This is a genomic window from Nocardioides humilatus (assembly GCF_008373755.1).
Taxonomy (GTDB): Bacteria; Actinomycetota; Actinomycetes; order Propionibacteriales; family Nocardioidaceae; genus Nocardioides; species Nocardioides humilatus.
The window spans coordinates 1-338 of sequence record NZ_VUJV01000193.1; the positions used below are offsets into that span (position 1 = coordinate 1).

At 46.4% G+C, this 338-nt stretch carries 1 protein-coding gene; it reads right to left on the reverse strand.

The annotated features are described in order from the left end of the window. A partial coding sequence (locus F0U44_RS24430) for a hypothetical protein (RefSeq protein ID WP_149730651.1) occupies positions 1-338 on the reverse strand: 338 nt, incomplete at both ends.

The window sequence follows — 338 nt, forward strand, 5'->3', positions numbered from 1 at the left end:
GCGGCGAGCGTTAACCTCGTAAGAACGCTGGTAGAATTGGAGGAAGTCTTCTTCGAATAGATCGGCGTTCGTCTGCCAGTAGTTGCCCACAAAGTTGACTGCTTTGCTACTGTGCAGATCAATTTTTTTGTCGAAGGCCTTGAAGTGACCTTGCTGGAGGTATTGGAAGAATGTCTTCTCATAAATGTCGAGGAAGCGAATTTCTTCGTAGTTCTTCTCGGTGTGCAACTCGTAGTCATTGCTTCTTTGGGCAAATGGATAATAAAAGGAGTTGAAAGGCGGGAGGTAGCCAGTTCGAAGAGGCGAGTACCAGGAAAACTCAGGGATTTTACCCAATC